Raw genomic sequence first — 22,189 nt, 5'->3', positions numbered from 1 at the left:
ATCAGGCCGTGAAGCGCCTTTTGCGGCGGGCCTACTGCCAGCCAAAGCGGCGCACGTAGAACGCCTTCATCCACTGCGTGAGCACCATGTAGCCGAGCACGATGGCCACCATGAACGGGAAGTACAGCAGCGGCAGCGGCACCAGCTTGAAGTACTCGCCCAGCGGCCCCATCGGCAGGAAAATACCCAGAGCCATGATGAACAGCGTCATGAGCGTCAGCGGCAATGCGGCCCGGCTCTGGATGAAGGGCAGCCTGGGCGTGCGGATCATGTGCACGATGAGCGTCTGCGTGAGCAGGCCCACCACGAACCAGCCCGACTGGAACAGCGACTGATCCTGTACCGTGTTGGCCTTGAACACGTACCACATCAGGCAGAACGTGGTGATGTCGAAGATGGAGCTGATCGGGCCAAAGAACACCATGAAGCGGCCGATGTCGCCGGGGTTCCACTTCAAAGGTTTTTTCACCAGATCCTCGTCCACGTTGTCGAACGGAATCGCGATCTGCGAGATGTCGTACAGCAGGTTTTGCACCAGCAGCTGCAGCGGCAGCATCGGCAGGAACGGCAGGAAGGCGCTGGCCACCAGCACCGAGAACACGTTGCCGAAGTTGGAGCTGGCGGTCATGCGGATGTACTTGAGCATGTTGCTGAAGGTCTTGCGCCCCTCGATCACGCCTTCTTCGAGCACCATCAGGCTTTTTTCCAGCAGGATGATGTCGGCCGCCTCCTTGGCGATGTCCACCGCGCTGTCGACCGAAATGCCGATGTCGGCCGCGCGCAGGGCCGGCGCGTCGTTGATGCCGTCGCCCATGAAGCCGACCACGTGGCCGTTGCCGCGCAGCGCACGCACGATGCGCTCCTTGTGCAGCGGCGTGAGCTTGGCAAACACGTTGTAGCGCTCCACCAGCGTGGACAGCGCGGCCTCGTCCAGAGCATCGAGCTGCTGACCCAGGATCACGCGCTCGAGCGGCAGCCCCACTTCGCGGCAGATCTTGGCCGTGACCAGTTCGTTGTCGCCGGTCAGCACCTTGACGCTCACGCCGTGCTCGGCCAGGGCCTTGAGCGCGGGGGCAGTCGATTCCTTGGGCGGATCCAGAAACGCGATGTAGCCGATCAGCGTCAGCTCCGCCTCGTCGCCGATGGCATAGATGGACTTGTTCGGCGGCACCTCTTTCATGGCGACCGCCACCACGCGCAGGCCCTGCTCGTTCAGGTCCGAGGTCACGCTGCGCACACGCTCCAGCATGGCGGCGTCGAACAGCAGGCTCTCGCCACCGCTGACCTGTACCCGCGTGCACGCCGCCAGGATTTCCTCGACCGCGCCCTTGCAGATGAGTTCGTGGTGATGGTTCTGCTCGGACACCACGACCGACATGCGCCGGCGCTCGAAATCGAACGGAATTTCGTCCACCTTCTGGTAGTCCTGCGCCAGCTTCAATTCGGCCTGCAGGCCCGCATGATCGAGCACGGCGCGATCGAGCAGGTTCTTCAGGCCGGTCTGGTAATAGCTGTTCAGATAGGCGTACTTGAGCACATCATCCGAGTCCTGGCCGAACACATCGGTGTGGCGTTCCAGGAAAATCTTGTCCTGCGTCAGCGTCCCGGTCTTGTCGGTGCACAGCACATCCATCGCGCCGAAGTTCTGGATCGCGTCGAGCCGCTTGACGATGACCTTCTTGCGCGACAGGATCACCGCGCCCTTGGCCAGGGTCGAGGTCACGATCATCGGCAGCATCTCGGGCGTGAGCCCCACCGCCACGGACAGCGCGAACAAAAAGGCCTCGGTCCAGTTGCCCTTGGTGAAGCCGTTGACCAGCAGCACGATGGGCACCATCACCAGCGCGAAACGGATCAGGAGCCAGCTCACGCTGTTGACGCCGGCCTGGAACGACGTCGGCGTCCGATCGGCCGCGGTCACGCGCGTGGCCAGCACGCCGAAGTAGGTGCGGTTGCCGGTGGTCACGACCACCGCCGTGGCGGATCCCGACACCACATTGGTGCCCATGAACAGCAGGTTGTTCATCTCCAGCGGATTGCGCGATGCGCTGCCACGGTGCTCGGGAAACTTCTCGACCGGCAGGGATTCTCCGGTCATGGCGGACTGGCTGACGAACAGATCCTTGGCCAGCAGCACGCGGCAGTCGGCCGGGATCATGTCACCCGCGGACAGCACCACCAGTTCGCCGGGCACCAGCGCCTTGATCGGCACCTCCATCCTGACCGGCGGACGGGTGTGCAACTGCACGTCGAAGTAGCGTTTTGCGACCTCCACCACGTCGGTGGCCAGACCGCGCCGGATCACCGTGGCGGTGTTGCTCACCATCTCCTTGAGGCGTTCCGCCGCACGGCTGGAGCGCCCCTCCTGCACAAAGCGGATCAGGGTGGACAGCACCACCATGAGGCCAATCACGATGGCCGCCTTGAAGTCTTCGGTAAAGAAAGACACCGCGGCCAGCACCGTGAGCAGCAGGTTGAAGGGGTTTTTATAGCAGTGCCACAGGTGCTGCCACCAGCGCAGCGGCTTTTCGTGCTCCACCTCGTTCGGTCCCACGCGCTCGGCAATGAGGCCGACCTCGGCACTGGTCAGACCGTCCTCGTGCGAGTGCAGCCGCGCCAGCACGCCAGGCGTGCTGTCAGTGGCCGCCTGCATCAACTCGGTCGCCAGATCATCGGGCACCGCACGCGTGACGCCGGGGCCGGACAGCGAATCCAGGATCATCAGGCGCCGGAAATGACGCATGGTGTGCCGCGTGCGCAAAAACGAAACAAAAAGACTCTTCAGGAAATTCATGCTGTGGCTCCCGCCGCTCGAGACCTGTGCACCGCGATGAGGCGCAGATCCGGCATTTGATTACAGTTTCATGACAGTTTCATGGCAGCCCAGCCGAGTCCGCCGTGCTATCGGCACGCTGCTTCAGCGCACCGATGGCATGGCGGACTTCAAACCCAGCCGGCCGCGTTGCGCGCAGCATGGCTGGCGCGCATTGAGGGCGTCTGGAGACAGAATCAAACCGATTCGGGAATGCCGGCAGGAGCCGGACTGGACACCGTAGCCGCAGGGGCGGCACGGCGGAAGATGAGTTCCGGGGCGCCGCTCAGGCAGTGGTGTCGATCCAAGATCGAGGACTGTCACTGGAACACGTACCCAAGCGAAACTCCGTTTATTGATAACCGCGCGAGGATAACTTGTGCAGTGCAGCAATGTCAATCATCTTTGCCGGGACTTTGCACGGGCCCGTGAAGGGGTGTGGCGATCAGCTGACGATCTGGCGCATCCAGTCGGGCAGCTGGGTCGCCTTCTGGTTCGGAAAGTCCACCCAGATCGTGGTGGCGCCGCCCGCGGCGCAAATCACCCCCGGTGCGTCGACCCTCTCCATCGTGCCCCAGCTCTCGAACGTGGTGCGGCCCGGCTCGCTCACATACATCCGCAGCAGCACATCGCCCGGATACTCGAGCTGCTTGTAGAAGTTGCAAAACGCATTCACGATCACCGGCCCCTCGCCCTGCGGGTCGGGGATGCAGCCAATGGAGCGGAACCACTCGATGCGGATGGTCTCCAGATAGCGAAAGTAGCTGGTGTTGTTGAGATGCCCCATCGCGTCCATGTCGCCCCAACGAATCGGGATGTGCATCTCGAACACGAGTTTTTTGGCCTCAGGAATTTCAATTTTCATGCTTCCCCCAAAAATGAAAGACAGCATACCCAGAATGGAGTTAAGGGTTAAACCCGATTAGCAAACGATTGCGCAAACGTTTGCTATTGCTATCATCCAACCCGGACGGCCCGCCGTTCCGGTCCCTGTTGCTATTTCAGAAATTTATTTGGAGACAAGCCCATGAATATCACCCGTCGTTCCCTGCAAAACGCCGCTGCCCTGACCGTGCTGGGGGCCCTGGTGGCAACGCCCGCCCTGGCCCAGGAAAAGCCCAAAGTGGCGCTGGTCATGAAGTCGCTGGCCAACGAGTTCTTCCGCACCATGGAAGACGGCGCCAAGGCCCACCAGAAGGCCCATTCCGGCCAATACACCCTGATCGCCAGCGGCATCAAGGACGAAACCGACACCGCCGCGCAGATCAAGCTCGTCGAGCAGATGATGGCGCAGAAGGTCGATGCGCTGGTGATTGCGCCGGCCGATTCCAAGGCGCTGGTGCCGGTGCTTAAAACCGCCATTGACAAGGGCATCCTGGTGGTGAACATCGACAACCAGCTCGACGCCGGCGCCCTGAAGGAAAAAGGCATCCAGGTGCCCTTCGTCGGTCCCGACAACCGCGCCGGCGCCAAGCTGGTGGGCGACTACCTGGCCAAGAGCCTGAAGGCGGGCGACAAGGTTGGCATCATCGAAGGCGTGTCCACCACCTTCAATGCGCAGCAGCGCACGCTGGGCTTCCAGGACGCCATGAAGACCGTGGGCGCCACCGTGGTCGGCGTGCAATCCGGCCAGTGGGAAATCGACAAGGGCAACACGGTAGCCTCCGGCATGCTGCGTGAACACCCCGACCTCAAGGCCCTGCTGTGCGGCAACGACAGCATGGCGCTCGGCGCCGTGGCGGCCGTCAAGGCCGCGGGCAAGACCGGCAAGGTCATGGTGGTGGGTTACGACAACATCGGCGCCATCAAGCCCATGCTGCTGGACGGCCGCGTGCTGGCCACGGCGGACCAGTTCGGCGCCAAGCAGGCGGTGTTCGGCATCGAGACGGCACTCAAGGCGCTGGCCGCCAAGCAGCACCAGGCGGACATGCCCGCCATGGTCAAGACCGACGTGGTGCTGGTGACCAAGGACACGGTCAAGTAAGCTTGGCGGCTGCGCGGCACCGGTCTGGGCCGGGAGCGCTTGCCAAAATCTCCATGACCACTCCCGCTGTGCCGGCTCCCGCCGCCAACGGCCGCGCGCCGCTACTGTCCCTGTTCAGCCTGGGCAAGGACTACGCGACGCCTGTGCTCGATGACGTCTCGCTGGCGCTGCAGCCGGGCGAGGTGCTGGCGCTGACCGGCGAAAACGGCGCCGGCAAGAGCACGCTGTCGAAGATCATCTGCGGCCTGGTACAGCCCACGCGCGGCCACATGCTCCTGGGCGAGGTCCCCTTTCATCCAGGCTCGCGCCGCAATGCCGAGCATGTGGGTGTGCGCATGGTGATGCAGGAGCTCGGCCTGGTCTCGACACTCTCGGTCGCCGAGAACCTGCTGCTCGAGCGGCTGCCGCAGCGCGCGGGCTGGCTCAAACGCGCCGAGCTGCATGCCCTGGCCGTGCAACAGCTGGCCAAAATCGGCATGCAGGGCATTGACCCGGCGATGCCCGTGGCCCAACTGGGCATCGGCCAGCAGCAGATGGTCGAGATCGCCCGCAACCTGCAGGACGACACGCGCGTGCTGGTGCTCGACGAGCCGACCGCCATGCTCACGTCGCGCGAAACCTCGCACCTGTTCGAGCAGATCGCGCTGCTCAAGGCGCGCGGCGTGGGCGTCATCTACGTGTCACACCGGCTGGAAGAACTGCAACGCATCGCCGACCGCGTGGCCGTGCTGCGCGACGGCCGGCTGGTGGACGTGCGTCCGATGGCCGGTGTGCGCGAAGCCGAGCTGGTGCAGCGCATGGTCGGACGCGCCGTGCAGGAGCATGGAAACCGCGCGCGCCGCGCCGCCGGGCCGGCCCTGCTGCGCGCGCGTGGCCTGGGGCGCGCGCAGGTCGTGCGCGATGTCGATCTCGACCTGCACGCCGGCGAAATCATGGGGCTGGCCGGCCTGGTCGGCTCGGGACGGACCGAACTGGTGCGATTGCTGTTCGGCGCCGATCGCGCAGACCGCGGCGAGATCACCCTGTATGCGGGCGCCGCCGCGCCGCCGGGCCAGGTGGAGCCGCCCACGCGCCGCGTGGCGGGCAACTGGCGCTCGCCGATGCAGGCCATCCGCGCCGGCATCGGCCTGGTCACCGAAGACCGCAAATCGCAGGGCCTGCTGCTGCCGCAATCGATTCGCGTGAATGCCACCGTGAGTGACCTGGGCGCGGTGTCGCGCGCCGGCTGGCTGCAGATGGCGAAGGAGCGCCGCATCACGCGCCGGCTCGTGGACACCTTGCGCATCCGCTCGCAAAGCGGGGAGCAGGTGGTCTCCACCCTCAGTGGCGGCAATCAGCAAAAAGTGGTTTTCGCGCGCTGGCTGCACCGCGAATGCAAGGTGCTGCTGCTCGACGAGCCCACCCGCGGCGTCGACGTGGGGGCCCGTGCCGATCTCTACGCCGAGCTGGACCGCATGACTGACGCGGGCAAGGCCCTGCTCATGGTGTCCAGCGATCTGCGCGAGCTGATGATCATGTGCGACCGCATCGGCGTGATGCGCGCCGGGCGCCTCGTTGCAGTGTTCGAGCGCGGCCACTGGAGCGACCAATCGCTGCTCGCGGCAGCGTTCGGCGACGCAGGCGTTCGCCCGCTGCCCTCACCCTCTTCTTCTGCACCCACACCCGCCGTTCAATCATGAGCCTGCCACCGACTCCTTCGCCCGCCCCATCGCCCGCCGCAGCGCCCCGCCCCGCCGTGGGTCTTCGCGCCGCGCTGCATGGCCAGATGGGCACCTACCTCGGGCTGGCGGCCGTGCTGGCGGGCATGGTCGTGCTGTTCAGCAGCCTGAGCCAGTATTTCCTGACCTTCGACACCTTCGTCAGCATTGCCAACGAAATTCCTGCGCTGACGGTGATGGCCATCGGCATGACCTTCGTGCTCATCATTGCCGGCATCGACCTGTCGGTCGGCTCGGTACTGGCCTTGAGCGCGGCCGCCACGGCAGCCGCCATCCTGCAGTGGCACTGGAGCATGCCGGCGGCCGCGGCGCTCGGCCTGGTCACGGGGCTGCTGTGCGGCGCCATCACGGGCGCCGTGTCGGTCGCCTGGCGGCTGCCGTCCTTCATCGTCTCGCTCGGGATGCTGGAGGCGGTGCGCGGCGCGGCTTATCTGGTGACCGATTCGCGCACCCAGTATGTCGGCGACGCCATTTCCGGGCTGGCCAACCCATGGATCGGCGGCATCTCCGCCGCCTTTGTGCTGGCCGTGGTGCTGGTGGTGATCGGGCACCTGGTGCTGACGCGCACCGTGTTCGGCCGCTACGTGGTGGGCATCGGCACCAACGAGGAAGCCATGCGGCTGGCGGGTATCGACCCGCGTCCCATCAGCATCATCGTGTTTGCGGCGACGGGGCTGCTCGCGGGACTGGCCGGCCTGATGCAATCGGCGCGGCTCGAAGCCGCCGACCCGAACGCCGGCGTCGGCGTGGAACTGCAGGTGATTGCGGCCGTGGTCATCGGCGGCACCAGCCTGATGGGCGGGCGCGGCTCGGTCATCAACACCTTCTTTGGCGTGCTGATCATCGCGGTGTTGGGCGCCGGACTGGTTCAGATCGGCGCCAGCGAGCCGAGCAAACGCATCGTCACCGGCTGCGTGATCGTGGTGGCGGTGATCATCGACACGCTGCGCCAGCGCCGCGCAGGCACACCCTGAATCGCGCCACATCATGAGCACCATCAAAGACGTTGCCCTGCGCGCCGGCGTATCGGTCACCACCGTGTCGCATGTGGTCAATGGCACGCGCCACGTCAGTGCCGCGGGCCGCGAGCGTGTCGAGCAGGCCATCCGCGAACTGGCCTATGTGCCCAGTGCGGTGGCGCGCAGCCTCAAGAGCAATACCACCCGCACGCTGGGCATGCTGATCCCCAACAGTTCCAACCCGTACTTCGCCGAAATCGTGCGGGTGGTGGAAGACCGCTGCTTCGCCGCGGGCTACACCCTGATTCTTTGCAATACGGATGACGAGCCCCGGCGCCAGGGAATTTATCTGAAGGTGCTGGCCGAGCGCCGCATCGACGGGCTGGTGGTCGTCTCAACCGGCGACGATGACTCCCTGCCCACCCTGCTGGCCAGCCTGAGGATTCCAATCGTGCTGCTGGACCGGGAAATCACCGAACAAGACTGCGACCTGGTGGAAACCGCCCATATGCAGGGCGGCCTGCTGGCCACGCGCCACCTCGTGTCGCTCGGCCACCGCCGCATCGCCTGCATCGGCGGCCCGGCGGGCCTGGTCCCCAGCGAGCAGCGCATCGCCGGCTGGCGCCTGGGCCTGGCGGAGGCGGGCCTGGACATCGATGCCAACCAGCTCTTCTGGCACGGCGGCTTCACCAGCCAGGGCGGCTACGAAGCCATGCATGCGATGCTGCGCACCGAACCCCTGCCCACGGCGGTGTTCGTCTGCAACGACCTGATGGCCATCGGCGCATTGCGCGCCGCGCATGAAAGCGGTGTGCAGGTTCCCGGCGCACTGTCCATTGTCGGCTTCGACGACATCGAACTGTCGAGCTTCACCAGCCCGCCCCTGACCACCGTGGCGCAGCCCAAACAGCGCATGGGCGCACTCGCCGTGGCCATGCTGCTCGAGCGCATCGAAGGGCGCCGCCGCGATACGCGCAAAGTGGTGCTCCAGCCCGAACTACGCGTGCGCGCTTCGACCGGGCGCCACGCCGGCTTCGTTGAACCAGTGCGCCTGTTGCACGTGTGATTCCGATGGCGCTCCCTGCCTTGCCCAAGGTATCCCATGACACTGCCAGTGCGCCCCCGCGCATCGTGGTGCTCGGCAGCCTCAACATGGACCTGGTCCTGCGCGTGCCGCACGCACCCGAGGCCGGCGAAACCCTGCAAGGGCATTCGATCCACACCGTGCCGGGAGGGAAAGGCGGCAACCAGGCCGTGAGCTGCGCGCGCCAGGGCGCGGCGGTCAGCCTGCTGGGGCGCGTCGGGGCCGATGACTACGGGCAGGCCCTGCGCGCTGCGCTGACGCGCGACGGCATCGACCACGGCGGGGTCCAGACCGATGCACAAGAACCCACGGGCGTGGCGCTGGTGATGGTCGATGACGCCGCGCAAAACCGCATTGTCGTCATCGCCGGCGCCAACGCCAGGGTCGAGGTCGACGCGCACGACCCCGAACTGGCGCAACGGCTGCAGCATGCCGCCTTCCTGGTGGCGCAATTCGAAACCCCGCTGGCCCAGGTCGTCACAGCAGCGGCGCTGGCCCATCGCATTGGCTGCAAGGTCATGCTCAATCCCTCCCCGGCGCAAGCGCTGCCCGCGCAGCTCTGGCCCCTGCTCGATACCCTGGTCGTCAACGAAGTCGAGGCCCGGCTGCTCAGCGGCCGGGTGGCCGATACGCCCGCCGAAGCGGCGAAGGCGGCGTGCGCACTGCGGGCGCGTGGTGTGGCGCGTGTGGTCGTCACGCTGGGGGCCGGCGGCGCGGTCGCCGCCGATACACAAGGCTGCCGCCACCATCCGGCATTGGCGGTGACGGCGGTGGACACCACCGCGGCCGGCGACACCTTTCTCGGCGCACTGGCCGTGACGCTGGCCGACGGCCAGAGCTTTGACGCCGCGGTGCGCCACGGCATCCGCGCGGCGGCGCTGTGCGTGACACAGGTTGGCGCCCAGCCCTCGATTCCCGATCGCGACGCCGTGCTGCGCAGCGCCCTGCCCCCCGACTGGATACCGCTATGAAACGTACCGCCCTGCTGCACGCCGAGCTGTCACAGGTGATTGCCGCACTCGGCCATGGCGACATGCTCGTGATCGGCGATGCCGGCCTGCCGATCCCCGCCGGACCCCGGCGTATCGATCTCGCCGTCACGGCGGGCGTGCCACGGCTGGCCGACGTGCTGACCGCGGTGCTGTCTGAGATGCAAGTGGAGCGCGCTTACATTGCCGAGGAAGCGACGGGTGCGGGTGGCCAGCCGCTCCCCGACTGGTGCCGTGATCGCCTGCCGGTCGCCGCGCAAACCGTGTCGCATGAGGAGCTCAAGCGCCTGAGTGCGCAGGCCAAGGCCATCGTGCGCACCGGCGAATGCACGCCCTACGCCAACATCATCCTGTGCGCCGGCGTCACGTTTTGAGCGCGGGCGAATACCGTTTGCTACACAAAAAATAGCTTAACACCTAGAGCACACACTGGCTGCAAGCACATTTTTCTTGAAATTCACGCCGCAAACCCGTCGTCCGCCGCAATCACGGCGCCGTTCACAAAGTGGCTTTGCGCGCTGGCCAGCATCACGATCAGGGCATCGAGGTCTTCGGGCTTGCCCACGCGCTTGCGCGGCAGCATCTGCACCAGCTTTTGCCCCTGCTCGGTGTGCCAGTGGTGGTGGTTGATTTCGGTGTCGATATAGCCCGGGCAGATGGCATTGACGTTGATGCCGAACTTGCCCCACTCCAGCGCCATCGCGCGCGTCATCTGCACCACGGCGGCCTTGCTCATGCAATACACGCCAATTTGCGGCAGCACGCGCAGGCCCGCCATGCTGGCGATGTTGATGATGCGCCCGCCCGTGTAGGTGCCCGGCGCGGCACCGCGGGCACGCGCCAGCATGCGTTTGCCGACTTCCTGCGCCACGAAAAAAGCCCCCTTGACGTTGGCGTCGAAGATGAAGTCGAAGTCGGTCTCGGTCACATCCTGGATGCGCTGGGTGGTGCTGACGCCGGAGTTGTTCACCAGAATGTCGATGGAGCCGACCTCGGTTTCGGCGCGCGCCACGGCGGCCTTGATCGAGTCCTGGTCCGTCACGTCGAGTTCCACGACGTGGGCGTCGCCGCCCTCGCTCTCGATGCGCGCGCGCAGTTCCTTGAGCTTGTCCACGCGCCGGCTGGCCAGCACCACGGCGGCCCCCGCACGCGACAGGGTCCGCGCGAATTGCGCGCCCAAGCCACCGGAAGCCCCGGTCACAAAGGCCACGCGGCCCGAAAGATCAATGCTGTAAGCCATTTTGAAAGTCTCCACTTGAGCAGAACCGATCGCGCCATTGTGCCGATTCCCCGCATAAAATTGGTCGGACACCTGACAGTAGCGCCGTGCAGCCCAGGCTGGCGGCCATCGTCCCATTATCAAACCAGAATCAAGCGAGACGCTTCATGACAAACGAAGAAATCCTGTCCCGGTTCGGCCCGCGCGAAGCCATGGAATACGACGTGGTGGTAGTCGGCGGCGGCCCGGGCGGCCTGGCCACCGCCATTCGCCTCAAGCAGCTCGCGGCCGAGAAAGGCACCGATGTGTCGGTGGTCGTGCTGGAGAAAGGCTCGGAGCCCGGGGCCCACATCCTGTCGGGCGCCATCATGGACCCGATCGCCATGAACGAACTCTTTCCCAACTGGAAGGAACTGGGCTGCCCCCTGAACCAGCCGGTGACGGACGATGCGATGATTTTCCTCGGTGAAAAGTCATCCTTTCGCACGCCGGCTTTCTTCCTGCCGCAGTGCTTCCAGAACCACGGCAACTATGTGGTCAGCGTGGGCAACATCACGCGCTGGATGGCGCAGCAGGCCGAGAGCCTGGGCGTGGAAATCTTCCCGGGGTTCGCCGGTGCCGAGCTGCTGTACAACGAGGACGGCAGCGTCAAGGGCGTGGCCACGGGCAATCTGGGCATCGGCAAGGACGGCCAGCCGACCGAGAATTTCCAGCTCGGCATGGAACTGCACGGCAAGTACACGATTTTTGCCGAAGGCTCGCGCGGCCACCTGGGCAAGCAGCTCATCGCCCGGTTCAAGCTGGACGCAGGCAAGGATCCGCAGGGCTACGCCATCGGCATCAAGGAGCTGTGGGAGATCGACCCGGCACGGCACAAGCCGGGCTTTGTCATGCACACGGCCGGCTGGCCGATGGACAGCAGCACCTACGGCGGCGCGTTCCTGTACCACATGGAAGACAACAAGATCGCGCTGGGCTTCATCACGGGGCTGGACTATGCCAACCCCTATCTCAGCCCGTTCGAGGAATTCCAGCGCTGGAAGACCCACCCCAATATCCGCTGGTATCTGGAGGGCGAGGACAAGGGCCTCAAGCCCGCCAAGCGGCTCGCCTACGGCGCGCGCGCCATCACGGCCGGTGGCCTGCTCTCGCTACCCAGGACCGTGTTCCCGGGCGGCGCACTGGTGGGCTGCGACGCCGGGTATCTGAACGTGAGCCGCATCAAGGGCAGCCACGCCGCGATCAAGACCGGCATGCTCGCGGCCGAGGCGGCTTACGATGCCGTCACCGGCGGGCGCCAGCACGACGAACTCAGCGCCTACCCGCAGGCGTTCGAGAACAGCTGGCTCTACACCGAACTGAACAAGTCGCGCAACTTCAAGGCCTGGTTCAAGAAGGGGCTGACCGTGGCCACCCTCATGAACGGCGTCGAGCAATTTGCACTCAAGGGCAACATTCCCTGGACGATTCACCGCAAAAAGCCGGACCACCTGGCGCTCAAGCCGGCAAGCGCGTGCAAGCCCATCGACTATCCCAAACCGGACGGCAAGCTCACATTCGACCGCCTGTCCAGCGTGTTCATCAGCAACACCAACCACGAGGAAAACCAGCCCTCGCACCTGACATTGAAGGACGCGTCGGTGCCGGTCAACATCAATCTCGCCAAATATGCCGGCCCCGAGGCGCGCTACTGCCCGGCCGGCGTCTACGAGTTCGTGAAGAACGAAGACAACAGCGAGCGGCTGCAGATCAACGCGCAGAATTGCGTGCACTGCAAGACCTGCGACATCAAGGACCCGACGCAAAACATTGTGTGGCTCCCGCCGGAAGGCGGCGGCGGTCCGAACTACAGCGGCATGTAGGCGCCGCGGCGCCAGCGCATTCTTGTTGCCATGCATGTGCCCGCGTCGATGAACCGCAAGTGGCTGACACTGTGGGCCGTCCTGGCCGCGCTGATTGCCGTCCTGACTTGGGGTGTGTTGCATGTTGTCAGTCCCTGGCCACCGCGCCTGCTTACCATGAGCACGGGTGCGGCCGACGGGGCCTACTACCAGTTCGGGCTGAAGTACCAGCGCATCCTCAAGGCCAACGGCATTAATCTGGTGCTGCAGCCCTCGAGCGGCGCGGTGGAAAACCTGCAGCGCCTGAACGACGGCACCACCTCGGTGGCGTTTGTGCAGGGCGGGCTCGGCCCGCTCACGCGGGGTCTGCAAAAGCAGGCCGACGACACGCCGCTGCGTTCGCTGGCCACCATCGGATTCGAGCCGGTCTGGATCTTTTCGCACACGCTGGATTTGTCGGGCGGCTTGAGCGCGCTCACCGGCAAGCGTGTGGCGGTGGGCGTGGCGGGCAGCGGCAATTACAAGGTCGCCGTGGACCTTTTGAGAGCCTATGGGGTGATCGATCCCCAGGGGCAGCCGCGGGGCGGCACCGCGCTGGTCAACGAGGGCGGCCTGGCCGCTGCAGCTGAGCTGGAGCACCACCAGATCGACGCCACCATCATGGTCGCCGCGCCGCAGGCGCCAGCCGTGCAGCGGTTGCTGGCCAACCCCGCCCTGCACCTGGCCTCGCTGGTGCAGACCGAGGGGCTGGCGCGCCGCTTCCCCTATTTCCAGAGCATCAGCCTCAAGCGCGGGTCGGTGGACCCGCAGCACAACTTGCCACCGCAGGACGTCGCCCTGCTCGCCACCACCGCGAATCTGGTGATCGCCCCGAGCCTGCACCCCGCGCTGGCCTACCTGCTGCTGGAGGCCGCCACGCGAATCCATCACGGCGCGAGCCTGCTGAACCGGCCCGGCGATTTTCCGAGCCCCATGGCAACCGACTTTCCGCTGGCCGAAGAGGCCGATCATTACTTTCGCAGCGGACGCCCGTTCCTGCAGCAATACCTGCCGTTCTGGGCCGCCATCTTTGTGCAGCGCCTGATCCTGCTGCTGGTGCCGCTGCTGGCGATCCTGGTGCCGCTGCTGCGAATCCTGCCGCCGCTGTTCCACTGGAAGCAGCAAAGCCGGCTGTTCCGCCGCTACGGCGAGCTGAAGTATCTGGAACGGGAACTGGCATCGCGGGTACTCGACGACGCCGGGCGCGAGCGCGCGCACGCCCAGCTCGACCGGATTGAAAGCGATGTTGCCCACGCCAAATTCCCGCTGGATTTTTCCGATCGGGTCTACACTTTGCGCCAGCATGTCGACTACGTACGCGCCCAGATCGACAGGCAAATCAACCACCCCACGGAGCACTCCTCACCATGAACATCGTGATCACCGGCGGCGCCGGATTTTTGGGCGCACGGCTGGCCCGCACCCTGCTCCAGCAAGGGCAGTTGTCGCTGGCCGGCGCTGCGCCGCAGCCCATCACCCGGCTCACGCTGGTGGACCGGGTCGCACCGGCGACCGACCTGATGGCCGATGCGCGCGTTACCGCCGCGGTCGGCGACCTCAATGAACTTCTCAAGCCTGATCGGGCCCAAACCGGCGCCATTCCTTCAGATGCCGCTATCATTTTTCATCTGGCGGCCGCGGTCAGCGGAGAATGCGAGGCCGATTTCGACCTCGGCATGCGCAGCAACCTGGACGCCACACGCGCGCTCCTGGAGGCGTGCCGCGCATTGGGGAGCGCCCCTACCGTAGTGTTCGCCAGTTCGCTGGCGGTGTTTGGCGACTCACCCGGGCAGCCGGCGCCCCCCGTGCTGACAGATATGACGCTGCCGACGCCGCAAACCAGCTATGGCATCCAGAAATTCATCGGCGAGCAGTTGATGGCGGACTATGGCCGCAAGGGTTTCATCCGCGCCCGCAACGTGCGCCTGATGACCGTGAGCGTGCGCCCGGGCAAACCCAATGGCGCGGCATCGAGTTTTTTCAGCGGCATGATCCGCGAACCGCTGGCCGGCGTGAAGGCGCCGTGCCCGGTGCCGCCGGACACGGCAGTCGCGCTGTCATCCCCGGGGCGCACCGTCAAGGGCCTGATTCGCGCCGCCGAGGCCAGTGACGCGGATTGGGGCCCGCGCACCGCCATCAACCTGCCCGCGCTCACAACCACGGTTGGCGAGATGGCGGCTGCACTGGAGCGGGTGGCCGGCAAAGCGGCCAGCGCGCTGATCGACTGGACGCCCGACCCGGTAATTCGCAAGATCGTGGCGACCTGGCCCGCCAACGTCAACGCGGCGCGCGCCCGCGAACTGGGCCTGCTGCCCGACGACAGCTTCGAGGCCATTATTCGCGAGTACGCGCGCGAGAACCCGCAGGCCGTCACGCTCGCGCTGCGGCCGTAAGCGGCGCGCCCGCCGCCGTGCGTGCCGGCCAGTTGGGTAGAATCGCGCCTGTCAGAAGAGAGTTTTCTCGCAGAAAACCGCCGAAGGCGCAGGAAGCATCCACAATGATGGTCTGAACGCTCAGGCAAAAGGACTGACAAACGCCGACGGGCAACCGTCGGCGCCCCCACTGGAGAGAGGTCGCTGCCCAGCACAGGCAGGCAGCGATCCACCGAAGGAGCAACCCTGCATCGCCAGGCGAATCTCTCAGGTAAAGCGGACAGCGGGGCAGCTCGCCAGGCCTTGGGCCCGGTGTTTGATTTGCCCCCTGGAGAACGCCATGCCCGCCACTGACGCCCCGCTCTTGAAAACGCCGCTGAACGACCTGCACGTCGAACTTGGGGCCCGCATGGTGCCGTTTGCCGGCTATTCCATGCCGGTGCAATACCCGAGCGGCCTGATGGCTGAGCACCTGCACACGCGCCAGGCCGCCGGCCTGTTCGACGTCTCGCACATGGGCCAGTTGCGCCTGGTCGGACCCGACGCCGCAGCCGCGTTTGAAACCCTGATGCCGGTGGACGTGATCGACCTGCCCGCGGGCAAGCAGCGCTATGGCCTGCTGCTCAATGACGAGGGCGGCATCATGGACGACCTGATGTTCATCAAGCGCGGGGACGATATGAGCGCCGCCGGGCCGTCCCAAGGCGCGAAGGCCCCCCCGGGGGCAGCGAGCCACACGCAGTGGGCGAGCGTGGGGGCGACATTCTCGTGATTGTCAACGGCGCCTGCAAGGTGGCCGACATCGCGCACATCCAGCAGAAGATCGGCGCGCGCTGCCAGGTGATTCCGATGCCGGGGATGGCGCTGCTGGCGCTGCAGGGCCCGCAGGCCGCGACGGTCCTCTCAAAGCTCGCGCCCGGCGTGGAAAAGCTGGTGTTCATGACCGGCGGGCGCTTCAGCGTCGCGGGCTGCGACTGCTTCCTGACCCGCAGCGGCTACACCGGCGAAGACGGTTTTGAAATCTCGGTACCGGCCACGCAGGCCGAGACCCTGGCGCGCGCCCTGCTCGCGCAGCCCGGGGTCTTGCCCGTCGGCCTGGGCGCGCGCAATTCGCTGCGGCTGGAGGCCGGCCTGTGCCTGTACGGCAACGATATCGACGCCACCACCACGCCGGTGCAAGCCGGCCTGAACTGGGCCATGCAGAAGGTGCGCCGCGCCGGTGGCGCGCGTGCCGGCGGTTTTCCGGGCGCTACGAAAATACTAGCGCAACTGCAAGTTGGCGCGGCGGCTCCAGCCACGAAACGTGTAGGGCTGGTGGCGCTGGAGCGGATTCCGGTGCGCGACCACAGCGAGCTGCAGGATGCGGCCGGCCGGCGCATCGGCGAAGTCACCAGCGGCCTGCTCGGGCCCAGCATCGACAAACCGGTGGCGATGGGCTATGTGAGCACGGAGTGCGCCACCCTGGGCACCCGCATCAACGCCATCGTGCGCGGCAAGCCGGTGCCGATGGAAGTGACCGCCATGCCCTTTGTTCCGACCCGATACTTCCGCGGTTAACCTCAGTTTTTTTGGAGAAAACAAATGATCAAGTACACCGAAGACCATGAGTGGCTCAGCGTTGAAGGCGGCGGCGCCGCTACCGCAGGGGCCATCGTTACCGTCGGCATCACCACCCATGCGCAGGACGCGCTGGGCGACGTGGTATTCGTCGACCTGCCCGAAGTCGGCAAGTCGTTTGCGCAAAAGGAAGTGGCCGGCGTGGTCGAATCCGTCAAGGCCGCGGCCGACGTCTACATGCCGGTGTCGGGCGTGATCACCGAAGTCAACGAAGCCCTGCGCGCCGACCCGAGCCTGGCCAACAGCGACCCGCTCGGCGCCGGCTGGTTTTTCAAGGCCCGGCTGGTCGATGCGACGCAGTTCGATGCGTTGATGGACGAGACCAGCTACACCAGTTTTTCCGACAACGCCTGAAGCCATATGACCCCCACACTTGTCACTTCGTGTACTGCGTTGCCCCCCGAGGGGGCTAACTTTTCCAGGGGCGGCCCGTCGAAAAATTGCTCCCCCCTTGCGCTTGCGGAGCTTGAAAACGCCCATGAATTCGTGGCCCGCCATATCGGCATCGACGCGGCCGACGAGGCGCTGATGCTTGGCGTGGTCGGCGCCGCCTCGCGCCGCGAGTTGATCGACGGCATCGTGCCGCGCTCGATCGCGCGCCGCAGCAAGATGGACATTCCCGCCGCCGTGACCGAGGCCGCCGCGCTGGCAGAGCTGCGGGCCATGGCTGCCAAGAACCAGGTGTTCAAGAGCTTCATCGGCCAGGGCTATTACGGCACCCATACGCCGGGGGTGATCCTGCGCAACGTCCTTGAAAATCCCGCCTGGTACACCGCCTACACACCCTACCAGGCCGAGATTTCGCAGGGCCGCATGGAGGCGCTGGTCAACTTCCAGACCATGGTGTGCGACCTGACCGCGATGCCGATCGCCAACGCCTCCATGCTCGACGAGGCGACCTCCGCGGCCGAGGCCATGACGCTGGCCAAGCGCAGCGTCAAGAGCAAAAGCAACCGCTTCATCGTGGCCGGCGACTGCCATCCGCAGACCATCGAGGTCATCCAGACCCGCGCCAGGCCACTGGGCATCGAGGTCGTGCTCGCCAATTCGCGCGAGGAATGGAACGAGCTGCTTGCCGGCGACTATTTTGCCGTGCTGGCGCAGTACCCGGCCACCAGCGGCCGCATCGACGACTTGCATGCCGAGGCGGCAAAGGTGCACGGCAAGCAGGCAGCTTTCATCGTCGCGGCGGACCTGCTGGCGTTGACGCTGATCGTGCCGCCCGGCGAATTTGGCGCCGACATCGTGGTCGGCACCACGCAGCGCTTCGGCATGCCGATGGGCGCCGGTGGCCCGCACGCCGCCTACCTGGCCTGCCGCGACGAGTTCAAGCGCTCCATGCCGGGGCGTCTGGTGGGCGTGAGCATCGACGTGCACGGCAACCCGACCTACCGGCTGGCGCTGCAAACGCGCGAGCAGCACATCCGCCGCGAGAAAGCCACCTCCAACATCTGCACGGCGCAGGTGCTGCCGGCAGTGGTGGCCAGCATGTACGCGGTCTACCACGGCCCCGAAGGCCTCAAGCGCATCGCCCGGCGCGTGGCCAGCTATACGGCCATCCTGGCCAAGGGACTGGAGCAGCTCGGACAGGCACCGCGCCCCGGCGGCGCCTTCGACACGCTCAGCCTGAGAACCGGCGACGCTACGAAAGCGATAGCTTCCCGCGCCCACTCCATGCGGGCCAACCTGCGAATTCACTTCAAAGAATACCTGTGCATCTCGCTCGACGAGACCACCACGCGCGCCGACATCGAACTGCTCTGGTCGGTCTTTGCCAAGCCCGGCCAGACGCTGCCCCGGGTCAGCGATTTTGAAAAAGGCATCGAGCCGCTGATCCCCACCGAGCTGCGCCGCACCAGCGCCTACCTGGCGCACCCGGTGTTCAACACGCACCACTCCGAGACCGGCATGCTGCGCTACATCCGCGCGCTGTCCGACAAGGACCTGGCGCTGGACCGCAGCATGATCCCGCTGGGCAGCTGCACCATGAAGCTCAACGCCACCAGCGAGATGATCCCCATCACCTGGCCCGAGTTCGCCAACATCCACCCGTTCGCGCCGCGCGACCAGCAGCAGGGCTACGCCGAACTCGACGAGCAGCTGCGCGCCTGGCTATGCCAGGCCACGGGCTATGCGGGCATCAGCCTGCAGCCCAATGCGGGCTCGCAGGGCGAGTACGCGGGCCTGCTCGCGATCAAGGCCTTCCATGAATCCAAGGGCCAGGGCCACCGCAACATCTGCCTGATCCCCTCCTCCGCCCACGGCACGAATCCGGCCAGCGCGCACCTGGCCGGCCTGCAGGTGGTGGTGACGGCCTGCGACGTCAACGGCAACGTGGACATGGCCGACCTGCAGGCCAAGTGCGAACAGCACAGCGAAAAACTGGCCTGCGTGATGATTACCTACCCGAGCACGCACGGCGTGTTCGAGATGCAGGTCAAGGAGTTGTGTGCGCTGGTGCACCAGCACGGCGGGCGCGTCTACGTGGACGGCGCCAACATGAACGCGCTGGTCGGGATCGCCGCGCCCGGCGAGTTTGGCGGCGACGTGAGCCACCTGAACCTGCACAAGACCTTCTGCATCCCGCACGGCGGCGGCGGCCCCGGCGTCGGCCCGGTGTGCGTGGTGGAAGACCTCGTGCCGTTCCTGCCCGGCCACGCGTCGGGTGGACTGCCGGTGCATGCGGTCGGCGCGGTCTCCGCCGCGCCATTGGGCAATGCGGCCGTGCTGCCGATCAGCTGGATGTACTGCCGCATGATGGGCCCCGAAGGTTTGCAGCAGGCGACCGAGATCGCGATCCTGTCCGCCAACTACATCAGCGCGCGCCTGAAGGACCACTACCCCACGCTGTACGCCAGCGAAAACGGTCACGTGGCGCACGAATGCATCCTGGACCTGCGACCACTGAAAGACACCAGCGGCGTGAGCGCCGAGGACGTGGCCAAACGCCTGATCGACTACGGCTTTCACGCGCCCACGCTGAGCTTCCCGGTGGCCGGCACCTTGATGGTGGAGCCGACCGAGAGCGAGACGCTGGACGAGCTCGACCGCTTCATTGCCGCGATGATCGCGATCCGCGAGGAAATCCGCCGCATTGAAAAGGGCCAGTGGCCGCAGGACGACAACCCGCTCAAGGCAGCGCCGCATACCGCTGCGAGTCTTCTCAAGGGCGAGTGGAATCACGCCTATTCGCGCGATGTCGGCGCCGCCGTGCTGAGCAAGACCCAGCACGCCAAGTACTGGCCGCCGGTCGGCCGCGTGGACAACGTATACGGCGACCGCAACCTGTTCTGCAGCTGCGTGCCGATCAGCGACTACGCGTAAAACGACGCAGAACTCCAGGGCCTTTTCCATGCCAGTGGTGCTTCACATGGTTTGCGGAAAGATGGGGGCCGGCGGCAGGTTGCGTGCAGCGATGGCCGGCCACATCCAGGCGCTGCTCACCGCCGGCATGTCGGTCGTGCTCGATTTCCCCGCAAACACCCCCAGCACAAGAGCTTGGACCCGCGGCATCTTCGAGAAAGCAGGTGCGTCCCATGTCCTGCACTTCCTGGACGTCTCCGACGAAGTTTGCAAGGGCCGCCTGCGCGCTCGCAACGCCTCAGGAGAACACCCCTTTGAAACGATGGAGGCGGAGTTCGACCAAATCACCCGTCATTTCGTTGCGCCAACGCCGGACGAAGGCTTTGACGTCATACGCTGCGGTTGAACGAACGGCAGCCGGCCCCGTCGGAGCACTGTAAATAGCTCACTGGTCGCTCATGAGGTCAGCGTTTAGCATGGGGCCTACCCCACAAGCCCGGAGCTATTCGCCCGACGTGCAGGCCCTCCTTGAGCGACGGATGCGCGAGCTGTGCGACGGAATCTGCCGCGCACACGGTGCAACCGGCAGCGTGGAGTACACCCATGAGTTCGCTCCTACGGTGAACTGGCCGCAGTGCGTGCCTGTGGCCGTTGCAGCCGCAAGCGCCGTGGTCGGTGCCGGGAACGTCGATGCCAACGTGCCGGCCATGATGATTTCGGAAGACTTCGGTGCCTTCCTGAAGGTATTGCCGGGTGCTTTTGTCTTCATCGACAACGGAGATGGGGACAGTCCAGGTGCAACGCCATTGCACAATGCCAAATACGACTTCAACGACCTCGTCGTCCCGCTGGGAGCCCGCTATTTCGTCGAACTTGCGCGAGTCCGTCTGCCAAAAACCCACCCACTCAAGGTCTGAAATGCACCTGCTAAACCCCCAGGCAATTCGCCGCCCTTATGACGCTGACCTGCTGAAGGTGATGAGCATTGCCGCAGGGCACGAGAGTCGCTCCTGGTTGTCCACATGGAACCGTTTGGCCCCAACGCCAACCCCTGCATGGCGCCTGCCGAAGCTGGCAGCGGCTCTTAAAGTTGGCTCACTCCATGTGAAGGATGAGTCAAAGCGGTCCGAGCTGGGTAGCTTCAAAGCCCTGGGCGCCCCTATCGCACTGTTGCGACTCGTGCTTCGCCGTTGGCCAGACCAAGCCTGGAACGCGGCGGACCTGCTGGCAGGTTTGCACGCCAGGCAACTGCAGGACTTTTTCGTCATCAGTGCAACCGATGGCAATCATGGTCGCGCCCTGGCAGCCGCGGCCCAGAGCATTGGTTGCCGCTGCGTCATCGTGCTGCACGCCCATGTCAGTCAGGAGCGGGAGGACGCCATTGCCGCTTTCGACGCCGAAATCACCCGCATCGCCGGCAACTACGACGAGTCGGTAGCGGAGGCAGCACGCCTTGCCGCCACGAATGGCTGGGAGGTGGTTTCCGACACGTCCTACGAGGGCTATGAGGAGATCCCCCGTGATGTGATGCAAGGCTACGGCGTCCTCGTCGACGAGTTGCTGGAGGACTCCCCGGGGGGTTCACATTGCCCATTTACCCACGTCATTTTGCAGGGCGGCGTGGGTGGTCTGGCCGCTGGCGTGGTCAGCCATTTCTGGGAGCGGTATGGCGCCAACCGCCCGACATTCATCGTCGTCGAGCCGGAGCAGGCCGACTGCCTTTATCAAAGCGCATTGCGGGGATGCGCCTCGCGTGCAACCGGTACGGTCGATTCGGTGATGGCGGGTCTCGCCTGTGGGGAAACGTCACCGCTGGCCTGGCGCTTTCTGCAGCCCACGGTGGACATGTTCATGACCGTCACTGACGCACAAGCCGAGGCCGCCATGAGGGATCTGGCGGATGGCGCAGCGGGTGACATCCCCATGGTTAGCGGCGAGTCCGGTGCCGCAGGCCTGGCAGCCCTGCAAGCATTGATTGGCAACACCGAAATGCGCCGGAACTTGGGGCTGGATGCCGACTCGCGCGTTGTGCTGTTCAACACCGAAGGTGCCACCGCACCCGGTGTCTTTAAGAGAATCGTTGGCCGACGCGCCGTTGCGGTGATGGCTGCACAACGTAGCTGGCTGGAACGGCATGGTACTTCCGAAGGCAGACTCACCTAAGGAGCCCTTGCGCTTCAACCTATCAAGCGCGCGTCCTGCATGTCCCCTCCGAATTCAAGTCCAGACTGATTCTGCGAGGTGCTGCGAAA

The 22,189-nt window shown here is 65.6% G+C and carries 16 protein-coding genes, 2 pseudogenes and 2 riboswitches; of the genes and pseudogenes, 15 read left to right on the top strand and 3 right to left on the bottom strand.

The features are described 5' to 3' along the window. Window positions 1-31: 31 nt before the first annotated feature. The gene (gene mgtA, locus EUB48_RS07250; protein ID WP_142818271.1) at window positions 32-2,794 is read right to left on the bottom strand and encodes a magnesium-translocating P-type ATPase; all 2,763 of its coding nucleotides are present in this window, start codon (window positions 2,792-2,794) and stop codon (window positions 32-34) included. 463 nt (window positions 2,795-3,257) lie between these two features. Further along, window positions 3,258-3,677 (bottom strand): acyl-CoA thioesterase, encoded by a 420-nt coding sequence (locus EUB48_RS07245; protein ID WP_142818270.1) that lies wholly within the window; start codon window positions 3,675-3,677, stop codon window positions 3,258-3,260. Window positions 3,678-3,839: 162 nt separating this feature from the next. Here EUB48_RS07245 and EUB48_RS07240 point away from each other — a divergent pair, with 162 nt between their 5' ends. From EUB48_RS07240 to rbsD, 6 genes are read left to right on the top strand one after another with little or no spacing between them, the layout of a single operon-like run. Next, the gene (locus tag EUB48_RS07240; protein WP_142818269.1) at window positions 3,840-4,796 is read left to right on the top strand and encodes a sugar ABC transporter substrate-binding protein; all 957 of its coding nucleotides are present in this window, start codon (window positions 3,840-3,842) and stop codon (window positions 4,794-4,796) included. A gap of 53 nt (window positions 4,797-4,849) precedes the next feature. Then, window positions 4,850-6,475, top strand: coding sequence for a sugar ABC transporter ATP-binding protein (locus EUB48_RS07235; protein ID WP_142818268.1), 1,626 nt, complete (start codon window positions 4,850-4,852; stop codon window positions 6,473-6,475). Next, a complete protein-coding gene (locus EUB48_RS07230; RefSeq protein WP_142818267.1) occupies window positions 6,472-7,488 on the top strand; it encodes an ABC transporter permease in 1,017 nt (338 codons plus the stop codon). The genes EUB48_RS07235 and EUB48_RS07230 overlap by 4 nt, the downstream gene beginning before the upstream one ends. A 13-nt stretch (window positions 7,489-7,501) precedes the next feature. Then, window positions 7,502-8,539: a LacI family DNA-binding transcriptional regulator gene (locus tag EUB48_RS07225; protein ID WP_142818266.1), complete on the top strand. Its 1,038-nt coding sequence runs from the start codon at window positions 7,502-7,504 to the stop codon at window positions 8,537-8,539. Between the two features lie 5 nt (window positions 8,540-8,544). Continuing rightward, entirely contained in the window at window positions 8,545-9,528 is a 984-nt protein-coding gene (rbsK, locus tag EUB48_RS07220) for a ribokinase (protein ID WP_142818265.1), read from the top strand. Next, entirely contained in the window at window positions 9,525-9,920 is a 396-nt protein-coding gene (gene rbsD, locus EUB48_RS07215; protein ID WP_142818264.1) for a D-ribose pyranase, read from the top strand. The genes rbsK and rbsD overlap by 4 nt, the downstream gene beginning before the upstream one ends. Before the next feature lie 83 nt (window positions 9,921-10,003). Here rbsD and EUB48_RS07210 read toward each other — a convergent pair whose 3' ends face one another. Beyond that, a complete protein-coding gene (locus EUB48_RS07210) occupies window positions 10,004-10,786 on the bottom strand; it encodes an SDR family oxidoreductase (RefSeq protein ID WP_142818263.1) in 783 nt (260 codons plus the stop codon). 146 nt (window positions 10,787-10,932) lie between these two features. Between EUB48_RS07210 and EUB48_RS07205 the strand changes: the two genes are divergently transcribed. The 9 genes and pseudogenes from EUB48_RS07205 (at window position 10,933) to EUB48_RS07165 (ending at window position 22,100) form a co-directional block, all read left to right on the top strand. Beyond that, window positions 10,933-12,627, top strand: coding sequence for an electron transfer flavoprotein-ubiquinone oxidoreductase (locus tag EUB48_RS07205; RefSeq protein WP_142818262.1), 1,695 nt, complete (start codon window positions 10,933-10,935; stop codon window positions 12,625-12,627). Between the two features lie 30 nt (window positions 12,628-12,657). Continuing rightward, window positions 12,658-14,016 (top strand): TAXI family TRAP transporter solute-binding subunit, encoded by a 1,359-nt coding sequence (locus EUB48_RS07200; RefSeq protein WP_142818261.1) that lies wholly within the window; start codon window positions 12,658-12,660, stop codon window positions 14,014-14,016. Further along, a complete protein-coding gene (denD, locus tag EUB48_RS07195) occupies window positions 14,013-15,038 on the top strand; it encodes a D-erythronate dehydrogenase (protein WP_142818260.1) in 1,026 nt (341 codons plus the stop codon). Before EUB48_RS07200 ends, denD begins: the two co-directional genes overlap by 4 nt. Window positions 15,039-15,080: 42 nt before the next feature. Then, window positions 15,081-15,184, top strand: a riboswitch (glycine riboswitch). Window positions 15,185-15,197: 13 nt separating this feature from the next. After that, window positions 15,198-15,311: riboswitch (glycine riboswitch) on the top strand. A 46-nt stretch (window positions 15,312-15,357) separates the two neighbouring features. Continuing rightward, a pseudogene (gene gcvT / locus EUB48_RS07190) lies at window positions 15,358-16,574 on the top strand (glycine cleavage system aminomethyltransferase GcvT). A 24-nt stretch (window positions 16,575-16,598) separates the two neighbouring features. Continuing rightward, window positions 16,599-16,988 (top strand): glycine cleavage system protein GcvH, encoded by a 390-nt coding sequence (gene gcvH / locus EUB48_RS07185; RefSeq protein ID WP_142818259.1) that lies wholly within the window; start codon window positions 16,599-16,601, stop codon window positions 16,986-16,988. A 132-nt stretch (window positions 16,989-17,120) separates the two neighbouring features. Further along, a complete protein-coding gene (gcvP, locus tag EUB48_RS07180) occupies window positions 17,121-19,958 on the top strand; it encodes an aminomethyl-transferring glycine dehydrogenase (protein ID WP_244618357.1) in 2,838 nt (945 codons plus the stop codon). A 28-nt stretch (window positions 19,959-19,986) separates the two neighbouring features. Continuing rightward, window positions 19,987-20,343 carry a P-loop nucleotide/nucleoside kinase family protein gene (locus EUB48_RS07175; RefSeq protein WP_142818257.1) on the top strand — a complete coding sequence of 119 codons (357 nt, stop codon included), beginning with the start codon at window positions 19,987-19,989 and terminating at the stop codon, window positions 20,341-20,343. A 91-nt stretch (window positions 20,344-20,434) separates the two neighbouring features. After that, a pseudogene (locus tag EUB48_RS07170) lies at window positions 20,435-20,854 on the top strand (M20/M25/M40 family metallo-hydrolase); the annotation flags it as partial. A gap of 1 nt (window position 20,855) precedes the next feature. Further along, a complete protein-coding gene (locus EUB48_RS07165; protein WP_142818256.1) occupies window positions 20,856-22,100 on the top strand; it encodes a diaminopropionate ammonia-lyase in 1,245 nt (414 codons plus the stop codon). The last annotated feature ends 89 nt before the right edge of the window (window positions 22,101-22,189 follow it).

It is taken from the genome of Rhodoferax sediminis, from assembly GCF_006970865.1.
Taxonomy (GTDB): domain Bacteria; phylum Pseudomonadota; class Gammaproteobacteria; order Burkholderiales; family Burkholderiaceae_C; genus Rhodoferax_A; species Rhodoferax_A sediminis.
This window is presented reverse-complemented; position numbering and strand designations above follow the sequence as displayed.